Below are 9,737 nucleotides of genomic sequence, written 5' to 3' on the forward strand. Positions count from 1 at the left end.
TACGCGGAGCGCTACGGGCGGACGCCGCGGCCGAATCCGTCACGGGTGGTCATCGAGATCGCGCTCACGCGCGCGATGGGACGCGGGTGAGGCGTGCGGCGCCGTTCGCACCGCCGAGCGATCACTTCCGGCCATCGCGCGATCGGGCCGATACCCGGAAATGTCCCGGAAAACTGCAGCGGCGTCACCGTGTTCAGGTCACGGTGACGCCGCTGCGGGGGGAAGCACCTGCGCGATCTTTTACGACGGGGGAATCGCGTCAGGCACTGCGGGGGGTGGCCGAGATGGTCCGGGGGACGGGGGAGTCCGACTCCACCTGTCGATGGTCCCGCTGGTCCAGGTTCACAAAGATCATTCCGTACCGGATGGCACACCGCACGGGCTTCGGCGCCCCCCTGGGCCGCCGCAGGCACCGGTACGCCCGTACGTCCCCGTCCTCGTCGCGGGTGACGACCACCGGTTCACCGAAGACGGTCACCATCAACGAGTCACCGCTGTGGGGGATGGCGGTGACCAGATCGATGAAGTGCCATCCGGATCGGTAGGCGGTCGCCATCTCCCGGCGGAAGGAGCGGTCGTCGGGTGGAGTAGTCATGTCAAGCCCACACGCTGTCATCCGTACGCGCGGGGCCGGCCCACACACTGTCGGCCATGACCGCGTTCTCCGCGACGATCGGCGCGATGATCGGCGGCCACACGCTGTCCGCCCTGACGTCCACCTTCGCCTCGGAGAGGCCGCCCGCTATTCCGAAGGCCACACCGACGGAGAAGGCGGCGACAAGCACCGAGCGAAGCATTTTCTTACTCATAGTCGGCTTCGTCCTCACTTGAAGGTCCCCTCTGTCCCCCGTCCAGTACGACGATGGCTCATTCGGGCACATCATGGCCACACGATCGGTGCATCATGTTCCTGCATGTTCAGGACCCTGTGGGGTGGAGATTTGGGAACAAAACAGACCAAGGCGGTACATCCTCACACGGTGACCGAGCTGTGCGAGGAGGGGGTGCGTCTGTACGCGAATGCCCTCCGCGCGGGACGTATCGCCCGCGCCGACGTGGAACCCGCGCCCTGCTTGATGGACTTCGCCCTTCTTCATCCCGATCCCGACGACGCGCAGTGGTTGCGTCCGGTACTTCCCTCCATCGCGCTTTCACAGCGGTTGAGCCCCATAGAACGGGAGATCACCGAACGCCGGCGCCTGTCGATAGAACTCGCCGACACTTTCGAGCCGTTCATGTCCCTGAGCTCCCAGGAGATCGCGCCCACCCACTCGATCACCGTGCTCGAGGGCAACGACCGCATCAACAGCGCGCTGGACCTGGCCACCGCCCAGTGCCGGACGGAGATGCTCACCGTCCAGCCGAGCGGGCACCGGCCCGAACGCAGCCTGTTGCAGGGGTTCGAGCGCGACCGGCTGCTCGTCGAACGCGGCGTGCGCATACGCACCCTCTACCAGCACACCGCCCGGTTCAACCCCGAGCGCCTCTCCTACGTCGAGCAGTTCGCCAACGGCAGGGCGGAGTACCGCACCATCGACGAACTGGTGGAGCGCCTCATCATCTGCGACGAGACGGTCGCCTTCATCCCCGTGCGCGACGACCGCCAGGTCGCCCTGGAGCTGCGGCACACCGGCCTCGTCCGCTATCTGATCAAGGTCTTCGAGTTCATGTGGAGCCGCGCGGTCCCGCTGACCGCCGGCACCCCCTACGAGACCGCGCCCGACGGCATACCGGAGATACAGCACTCCATCGCCAAGCTCCTGGTGGAGGGCCACGTGGACGAGGCCATCGCCCGCCGTCTCGGCATGAACGTACGGACGTGCCGCGCCCACATCGCCAAACTCGCCGCCACCCTCGGCAGCGGCAGCCGGGCCCAGCTCGGCTACCTCATCGCGGAGTCCGGGATCCTCAACCAGGAGGGAACACCGCAGTGACCTCGCCGGCGCACGCGGAGCACGGGGCGGAGGAGCTCTGCGCCCCGGGCGCCGCCCTGTACGAACGTGCCCTGCGCGAGGGACGGGTGACCGCCCTGGAGGCGCGGGAGGTGCCCTGTCCGGCCGTCCTGGGCCTGCTGCACCCCTCGGTGGACGACCCCGGCGCGTGGGAGCCCGTGGCGCCGCACGTCGGCCTGCACCGCCTGCTGCGCGCCTCCGCGGACCGGATCGCCGACGAGCGGCGCCGGGAGGAGCGGCTGGCCGGGGTGTTCGCGCCGCTGCTGGCGGACGGACCCGACGACGCCGGGACGGCACCCGCGCTCACGCTCCACACCACGCGCGAACGCATCGGCCAGGCCATCGACGAGGCGATGACCGAGGCGTCCGAACTCCTCGCCATCCAGCCCCGCAGCACGTACGTCCGCGCCGCCCCGGTCTCCGACGAGCCGGCGATCCGGCGCGACCAGGCACTGCTCAGCCGCGGCGGCCGCATCCGCGTCCTGTACCAGCACACGCTGCGGCACGCCCCCGGGGTCGCCGCCCGCTACGAGCGGCTGCACGGCGACGTCGAGGCCCGCGGCCTGGACGAGGTCACCGACCGGCTCATCGTCGTCGACCGCGCCGTCGCGTTCGTCCCCGCCCGCGCCGACCGCGCCACGGCGCTGGAGATGCGCCACCCGGCGATCGTCGGGTACCTCGCCACCACCTTCGACCAACTCTGGCGCCTGGCCACCCCCATGTACCCCGAGACCGCCCCGCAGCCCTCCGTCGACGGCATCACGCCCCGCCAGCGCGCCATCGCCGAGCTGCTCGTCGAGGGGCACACCGACGCCGTCGTGGCCGACCGGCTCGGGATGAACATCCGCACCGCCCGCGTCCACATCGCCAGACTGGCCGCGCTGCTGGGCAGCCGGAGCCGGGCGCAGCTCGGCTACCTCATCGGGCGGTCCGGGATCCTCGACCGGGCGCGGTGACGGCGGGGCGCCGGAAGCCGTCCAGCAGGCCGGCCTGGGCGATACGGACGCCGAGCTGCGTACGGCTGGCCGCGCCCAGCGTCTCCGACAGGCGGGCGATGTGGGCCCGGCAGGTCCGCACGCTGATGCCGAGGCGTTCCGCGATCACCGCGTCCTGGTGGCCCTCCGCGAGCAGGGCCGCGATGGACTGCTCCCGGTGCGAGATGCCCTCGATGCCGGTGTCGGGCAGCGGGGCGGTCAGCGGGATGGCGAGCCGCCACAGCCGGTCGAAGACCGTGCCCAGGTACTCCACCAGCGCCGGGTGGCGCAGCTCCAGCGCCATGGTGCGCTCGGCGTTGGCGGGGATGAAGGCGACCGTGCGGTCGAAGAGGATCAGTCGTTCGATCACCTCGTCCAGGGTGCGCGCCTCCACCGCGTCGCCCATCAGCTCCAGATAGCTGAGCAGTCCGTGCCCGTGCCGGGCGACGTGCGTGTACAGGTCCCGCATGCGCACGCCCCGGCCGCGCAGCGCCGTCGCCCGGTGCAGGCCCTCGGACAGCTCCGCCTCGCGCCGGATGCCGCCCGGCTGGACGGTGAGCACCTCGGTGGTGCACGCCTGTGTCGCCTCGTCCATCGCGGCCTGGATGCGGGCGAGCCCGTCCAGCACCCGGATCGCCGGGCCCTCCGCCGTCGACGGTGAGGCGGGCATCCGGTGGCCCAGGCCGGCGTACCGTTCGAAGGCCTCGACGGCCGAGCCGACCCGGCGTCGGCTCGCGTTCACCTCGTCGTACATCCCGCGCAGCAGCCGGGCCATGACCTCCTGCGGAGGGGTGGGGACGAGCCAGTCCATGTCGTCGGGGTCGGGGTGCAGCAGGGCCAGTTCCAGCAGGCAGGGCACCGGCTCCGCGTCCCGGCGCGGCAGCCGTCCGCGCCGTACGGCCCGGGAATACACGCGATCCCCGGCCTCGCACAGTCGGTCAGCACCGTGTGGATGCCCGTCCGTCCCGTGCCCGGCCATCGCCCATCCCACCCCCGGTTCAGCCACTTTCCGCAGCGCAACTATGCGCGGCCGGACCCTAAGGACCGGGCGCCGGTCGGGGGACCGGCGGGTGGCCGGATATCGACGGGGGCGGCTACTTCAGCTTGACCGCCGCGCAGGCCTCCGCGAACTCCGCGGTGCAGATGTCCGAGACGTCGTAGATCCCGTCGGCGACCACGGTGTCCTCGATGTTGTCCTTGGTCAGCGCGACCACGGGCACGAGCTGCGCCGGGATGTCCTTGACGGTGGGGCTGTCCACCCGCTCGCGGGTGAGCGCGTCGAACTGGATGTTCTTGCCCTGGACCTTGGCCACGGCGATCTCGGCGGCGTTCTCGGCCTCGTCCGGGTAGGACTTGTACACGCTCATGTACTGCTCGCCGGCGAGGATGCGCTGCACCGCCGCGAGTTCGGCGTCCTGGCCGGTGATCGGGGGCAGCTCGGTCACGCCGGCGGCCTTGAGCGCCTTGACGATGCCGCCCGCCATGCCGTCGTTGGCGGAGTAGACCGCCTCGATGTCGCCCGCGCCGATCGCCTCGATCGCCTCGGCCATGTTGGCCTGGGCGTTCTCCGGCTTCCAGTCCTTGGTGTCGTAGGACTTGGCGATCGTCACCTTGCCCTTGAGTTCGGAGAGCGCGCCCGCCTTGAACTGCTTGGCGTTGGGGTCGGTCGACGAGCCGTTCATCATCACGATCTTGTCGGTGATGCTCGCTTCGCCGCCGAGCGACTCCAGCAGGGAACGGCCCTGCACCTCGCCGACCAGCTCGTTGTCGAAGGAGATGTACGCGTCGATCGGGCCCTCGGCGAGCCGGTCGTAGGCGATGACGGGGATGCCCGCGTCCTTGGCCTTCTGCACGCTGTCCGCGATGCCGTGCGAGTCGACCGCGTCCAGCACGATGGCGTCGACCTTGTCGTCGATCATCTGCTGCATCTGGTCGGCCTGCTTGCCGGCGTCCGCCTCGGCGTTGGCGTACTCGACCTTGCCCTTCTTGTTGGTGAGCGACTCCACCTTCGTCTTGAAGATGGGGTAGTCGAACTGCTCGTACCGGGTGTTGGCCTTCTCCGGGAGCAGCAGCCCGACGGTGATGTCGTCGCCCTTGGCCGGGCTCGCGTCGTCGCTGCTCCCCGTCGCGTTGAGCACGCCGCATCCGACGAGCGTGACGGACATGGCGGTGGCGGCCACGGATATGGCGATACGACGCATGCGAGGGCTCACTTCAGGTGCGTTTTGGACGTGGGCACAGCTTTGCGGCCCATGTGACTGAAAAGCCAACGCTTCAGCCCCCACCGGAGTCAAGGTCGGCCACTTAACGAGATGGACACGGCACGGTGCGCCGAACTCGTGAGAGACCTGCGGACGTCCGGCGAGAATCATCTGGACACGCAGCCATACGATAGTCACACACGCAACTGTGCATAAACCGGGAGGCCCGGAGGTTCGGTGAACCTCCGGGCCTCCCGCGGCACTCCGGGCCGGTGCCTCAGTCCTGCTGCTGCCGCTTGGGCCGCCACACCACCAGCGCGCTGGTCTGCTGCACCTCCTGGTAGGGCACCAGGTCACGGCGGTACGAGGCGTGCACCGCGGCCTCGCGCTGGCGCATCGCCGCGGCCGCCCCGTCCAGGGCGTTCTCCAGTTCGGCCGCGCGGGCCTGGAGGGCGGCGACCTGGTTCTCCAGTTCGATGATGCGCTTGATCCCGGCCAGGTTGATGCCCTCGTCCTGCGACAGCTGCTGCACCTGACGGAGCAGTTCGATGTCACGGGCCGAGTAACGGCGGCCCCGGCCGGCCGTGCGGTCCGGCGACACGAGACCCAGCCGGTCGTACTGCCGCAGCGTCTGCGGGTGCAGGCCGGAGAGCTGGGCCGCCACCGAAATGACGTAGACCGGGGTGTCATGGGTCAGTTCATACGGATTGCGTCGACGGCCGTCCATCTGAAATCAAGCTCCCTTCGCGGCCTGAAACAGCTCCGCCCGCGGATCGTCGTCCGCGGTCGCCTCGCGATACGCCTCCAGTGCGTCACGAGCCTTCCCCGACACGTCCTTGGGAACACTCACCTCCACGGTGACCAGCAGATCGCCGCGGGTGCCGTCCTTGCGGACCGCTCCCTTGCCCCGCGCCCGCATGGTGCGCCCGTTGGGCGTGCCCGGCGGCAGCTTCAGCGTGACCGGCGGACCGCCCAGCGTCGGGACCCGGACCTCGCCGCCGAGGGCGGCCTCGGGATACGTCACCGGGACCGTGACGGTGAGGTTGTCGCCCTTGCGGCCGAACACCGGGTGGGCGCCGACGTGCACGACGACGTACAGATCACCGGCGGGGCCGCCGCGCTCGCCCGGCGCGCCCTTGCCGCGCAGCCGGATCCGCTGGCCGTCGCTGACGCCCGCGGGGATGCGCACCTGCATGGTCCGCGAGGACTTGGCCCGGCCGCTGCCCTTGCAGATCTCGCAGGGCTCCTCCGCGATCAGGCCGCGGCCCTTGCAGTCGGGGCAGGGGTCGGTGAGCGAGAAACCGCCACCGGAACCCCGCGCCACCTGGCCGGTGCCGACGCAGGTCGGGCACACGCGCGGTGTGCCGTTCTTGTCGCCGGTGCCCGAACAGGCCTTGCAGGGTGCCTGCGAGGACATCCGCAGCGGGACGGTCGCGCCCTCGATCGCCTCGGTGAAGCTGAGCGTCACCTCGGACTCGATGTCCTGGCCGCGCCGCGGCTGGGTGCGCGTGGTGCCCGCGCCGCCGCGGTTGAACAGGCCCCCGAAGACGTCACCGAGACCGCCGCCGAAGCCGCCGGCCTGCTGGCCGCCTGCGCCCTGGCCGCCGAAGAGGTCCCCCAGGTCGAAGTTGAAGGAGCCGCCGCCCGCGCCCGGCCCCGGGCGGAAGCCTCCGCTGCCGAAGAGCGCGCGCGCGTCGTCGTACTCCTTGCGCTTCTTGGGGTCGCCGAGGACGTCGTTCGCCTCGGAGATCTCCTTGAACCGCTCCTCCGCCTTGGCGTTGCCCTTGTTGGCGTCCGGGTGGAACTCGCGGGCGAGCTTCCGGTACGCCTTCTTGATCTCGGCCTCGGTGGCGTCCTTGGGGACGCCGAGGACCTTGTAGTAGTCCTTCTCGATGAAGTCCTTGGTGCTCATCCCCGACGTCCCTCCTTCCCTGCGTCAGCTATTACGTCAGCCCTCCTCCGGGCCACCGCTCTCCTTGTTCTCCGACGGTCCGTCCTGCGCCTCGGTGTTCTCCTCGGCCGGCTTGACCGTCTGCGCGCCGGGCTGCGGCTCGGCGACGGCCACCCGCGCGGGGCGGATGGTGCGCTCGCCGATCCGGTACCCCGGCTGCAGAATCGCCACGCACGTCGTCTCGGTGACGTCCGGCGCGTAGCTGTGCATCAGCGCCTCGTGGATCGTCGGGTCGAAGGGCTCGCCCTCCTTGCCGAACTGCTGGAGGCCCATCTTGGCGATGACCGTCTCCAGCGACTCCGCGACGGACTTGAAGCCGCCGACCAGCTCGCCGTGTTCCCGCGCGCGGCCGACGTCGTCGAGCACGGGGAGCAGCTCGCTCAGGAGGTTCGCCACGGCGATCTCCTTCACGGCGATCCGGTCGCGCTCGACCCGGCGGCGGTAGTTCTGGAACTCGGCCTGGAGGCGCTGGAGGTCCGCCGTGCGCTCGTTGAGCGCCGTGCGCGCCTGGTCCAGCTGGGCCACCAGTGCCGCTTCCTGGCCCGTGTCCCCGGCCGGGGCCGCCCCCTCCTCCGCGGAGGGTGTGGCGGCGGCCTTCGGCTCGGCTTCGTCGGAGGGGACGTCGGGCTGCTGCGACTGCTCGTCGAAGCCCGGGGTCTCCTCGGTCACGCCGCACCGTCCTTGCGGTCCTCGTCGACGATCTCGGCGTCGACGACGTCGTCGTCGGCCTTGGCCTCACCGGCACCGGCGGACGCGCCGCCGGCGGCCTGCCCGGCCTGGGCGTCGGCGTACATGGCCTGGCCCAGCTTCTGGGAGACGGCCGCGACCTTCTCCGTGGCGGTGCGGATCTCGGCGGAGTCGTCGCCCTTGAGCTTCTCCTTCAGCTCGGCGACGGCCGTCTCGACCTCGGTCTTGACGTCGCCGGGGACCTTGTCCGCGTTGTCGCTGAGGAACTTCTCGGTCTGGTAGACGAGCTGCTCGCCCTGGTTGCGGGACTCGGCGGCCTCGCGGCGGGCGTGGTCCTCCTCCGCGTACTTCTCGGCCTCCTGGCGCATCCGGTCGACCTCGTCCTTCGGCAGCGAGGAGCCGCCGGTGACGGTCATCTTCTGCTCCTTGCCGGTGCCGAGGTCCTTCGCCGTGACGTGCATGATGCCGTTGGCGTCGATGTCGAAGGAGACCTCGATCTGCGGGACGCCGCGCGGCGCCGGGGGCAGACCGGTCAGCTCGAACATGCCGAGCTTCTTGTTGTACGCGGCGATCTCGCGCTCGCCCTGGTAGACCTGGATCTGCACCGACGGCTGGTTGTCCTCGGCCGTGGTGAAGATCTCGGAGCGCTTCGTCGGGATCGTGGTGTTGCGCTCGATCAGCTTGGTCATGATGCCGCCCTTGGTCTCGATGCCGAGGGACAGCGGGGTGACGTCGAGCAGCAGGACGTCCTTGACCTCGCCCTTGAGGACACCGGCCTGGAGAGCGGCACCGATCGAGACGACCTCGTCCGGGTTGACGCCCTTGTTGGCCTCCTTGCCGCCGGTCATCTCCTTGACGAGCTCGGCGACGGCGGGCATACGGGTGGAGCCACCGACGAGAACGACGTGGTCGATCTCGCTGAGCTGGATGCCGGCGTCCTTGATGACGTTGTGGAACGGCGTCTTGCAGCGCTCCAGGAGGTCGGCCGTGAGCTGCTGGAACTGGGCCCGGGTGAGCTTCTCGTCCAGGTGCAGCGGGCCCTCGGCGGACGCGGTGATGTAGGGGAGGTTGATCGAGGTCTCGGTGGACGAGGACAGCTCGATCTTCGCCTTCTCGGCGGCCTCGCGCAGACGCTGCAGCGCCATCTTGTCCTTGCCGAGGTCCACGCCGTGGCCCGACTGGAACTGCTTGACCAGGTAGTCGACGACGCGCTGGTCCCAGTCGTCACCACCGAGGTTGTTGTCACCGTTGGTGGCCTTCACCTCGACGACACCGTCGCCGATCTCCAGCAGGGAGACGTCGAAGGTACCGCCACCGAGGTCGAAGACGAGGATGGTCTGGTCGTCCTTGTCGAGGCCGTACGCCAAGGCGGCGGCCGTCGGCTCGTTGACGATGCGCAGCACGTTCAGACCGGCGATCTCGCCGGCCTCCTTGGTCGCCTGGCGCTCGGCGTCGTTGAAGTACGCCGGGACGGTGATGACCGCGTCCGTGACCTTCTCGCCCAGGTACGACTCGGCGTCGCGCTTCAGCTTCTGCAGCACGAAGGCGCTGATCTGCTGCGGGTTGAAGGGCTTCCCGTCGAGCTCGATCTTCCAGTCGGTGCCCATGTGGCGCTTGACCGACCGGATGGTCCTGTCGACGTTCGTGACCGCCTGACGCTTGGCCACCTCGCCGACCAGCACCTCACCGTTCTTGGCGAAGGCGACGACGGACGGCGTGGTCCTGGCGCCCTCGGCGTTGGTGATGACGGTGGGCTCGCCGCCCTCCAGAACGCTGACGACGGAGTTAGTCGTGCCCAGGTCGATGCCGACCGCACGTGCCATTTCGATTCCTCCAGCTGACTTGAGTGGAACGGACTCAAGCATGCATGACACCCGCCGCAGGGTCAACAGAGCTGAGTCGGGCAGACTCAACTCTTATCCGTTCCTTACACGCAACCGCTCCCTGACCTGCGGCGATGCCTCGGCAGATC

10 protein-coding genes and 1 pseudogene are annotated in these 9,737 nt (G+C 69.8%); 3 read left to right on the forward strand and 8 right to left on the reverse strand.

The genetic code is table 11. The annotated features are described in order from the left end of the window. Nucleotides 1-90 (forward strand): annotated as a pseudogene (locus tag B7767_RS47850) (nitrilase); the annotation flags it as partial. A 169-nt stretch (nt 91-259) separates the two neighbouring features. Here the strand turns inward: B7767_RS47850 and B7767_RS08375 are convergent. Both B7767_RS08375 and B7767_RS08380 read right to left on the reverse strand, forming a co-directional pair. Next, a complete protein-coding gene (locus B7767_RS08375) occupies nt 260-595 on the reverse strand; it encodes a hypothetical protein (protein WP_073933142.1) in 336 nt (111 codons plus the stop codon). A 1-nt stretch (nt 596) separates the two neighbouring features. After that, nucleotides 597-809, reverse strand: a complete 213-nt coding sequence (locus tag B7767_RS08380) for a hypothetical protein (protein WP_306297948.1) — start codon at nt 807-809, stop codon at nt 597-599. Between the two features lie 105 nt (nt 810-914). Between B7767_RS08380 and B7767_RS47855 the strand changes: the two genes are divergently transcribed. Both B7767_RS47855 and B7767_RS47860 read left to right on the forward strand, forming a co-directional pair. Beyond that, complete coding sequence (locus B7767_RS47855) at nt 915-1,934, forward strand: helix-turn-helix transcriptional regulator (protein WP_085571613.1); 1,020 nt, start codon at nt 915-917, stop codon at nt 1,932-1,934. After that, the gene (locus B7767_RS47860; protein WP_085571614.1) at nt 1,931-2,908 is read left to right on the forward strand and encodes a helix-turn-helix transcriptional regulator; all 978 of its coding nucleotides are present in this window, start codon (nt 1,931-1,933) and stop codon (nt 2,906-2,908) included. Before B7767_RS47855 ends, B7767_RS47860 begins: the two co-directional genes overlap by 4 nt. On the opposite strand, the gene B7767_RS08395 is transcribed toward B7767_RS47860, so the two are convergent. The 6 genes from B7767_RS08395 to dnaK form a co-directional block, all read right to left on the reverse strand. Further along, the gene (locus tag B7767_RS08395; protein ID WP_085571615.1) at nt 2,871-3,905 is read right to left on the reverse strand and encodes a helix-turn-helix transcriptional regulator; all 1,035 of its coding nucleotides are present in this window, start codon (nt 3,903-3,905) and stop codon (nt 2,871-2,873) included. The two genes, B7767_RS47860 and B7767_RS08395, sit on opposite strands and share 38 nt — an antisense overlap. Nucleotides 3,906-4,020: 115 nt before the next feature. After that, nucleotides 4,021-5,127 carry a sugar ABC transporter substrate-binding protein gene (locus tag B7767_RS08400; RefSeq protein WP_256923359.1) on the reverse strand — a complete coding sequence of 369 codons (1,107 nt, stop codon included), beginning with the start codon at nt 5,125-5,127 and terminating at the stop codon, nt 4,021-4,023. Nucleotides 5,128-5,404: 277 nt separating this feature from the next. Continuing rightward, a complete protein-coding gene (locus B7767_RS08405) occupies nt 5,405-5,854 on the reverse strand; it encodes a heat shock protein transcriptional repressor HspR (RefSeq protein ID WP_085571617.1) in 450 nt (149 codons plus the stop codon). Between the two features lie 6 nt (nt 5,855-5,860). Then, a complete protein-coding gene (gene dnaJ, locus B7767_RS08410) occupies nt 5,861-7,039 on the reverse strand; it encodes a molecular chaperone DnaJ (RefSeq protein WP_085571618.1) in 1,179 nt (392 codons plus the stop codon). 36 nt (nt 7,040-7,075) lie between these two features. After that, nucleotides 7,076-7,747 (reverse strand): nucleotide exchange factor GrpE, encoded by a 672-nt coding sequence (gene grpE, locus B7767_RS08415; RefSeq protein ID WP_085571619.1) that lies wholly within the window; start codon nt 7,745-7,747, stop codon nt 7,076-7,078. After that, entirely contained in the window at nt 7,744-9,588 is a 1,845-nt protein-coding gene (gene dnaK, locus B7767_RS08420; protein WP_085571620.1) for a molecular chaperone DnaK, read from the reverse strand. The genes grpE and dnaK overlap by 4 nt, the downstream gene beginning before the upstream one ends. Between the last annotated feature and the right edge of the window lie 149 nt (nt 9,589-9,737).

Source organism: Streptomyces sp. 13-12-16 (assembly GCF_002114215.1).
Classification (GTDB): domain Bacteria; phylum Actinomycetota; class Actinomycetes; order Streptomycetales; family Streptomycetaceae; genus Streptomyces.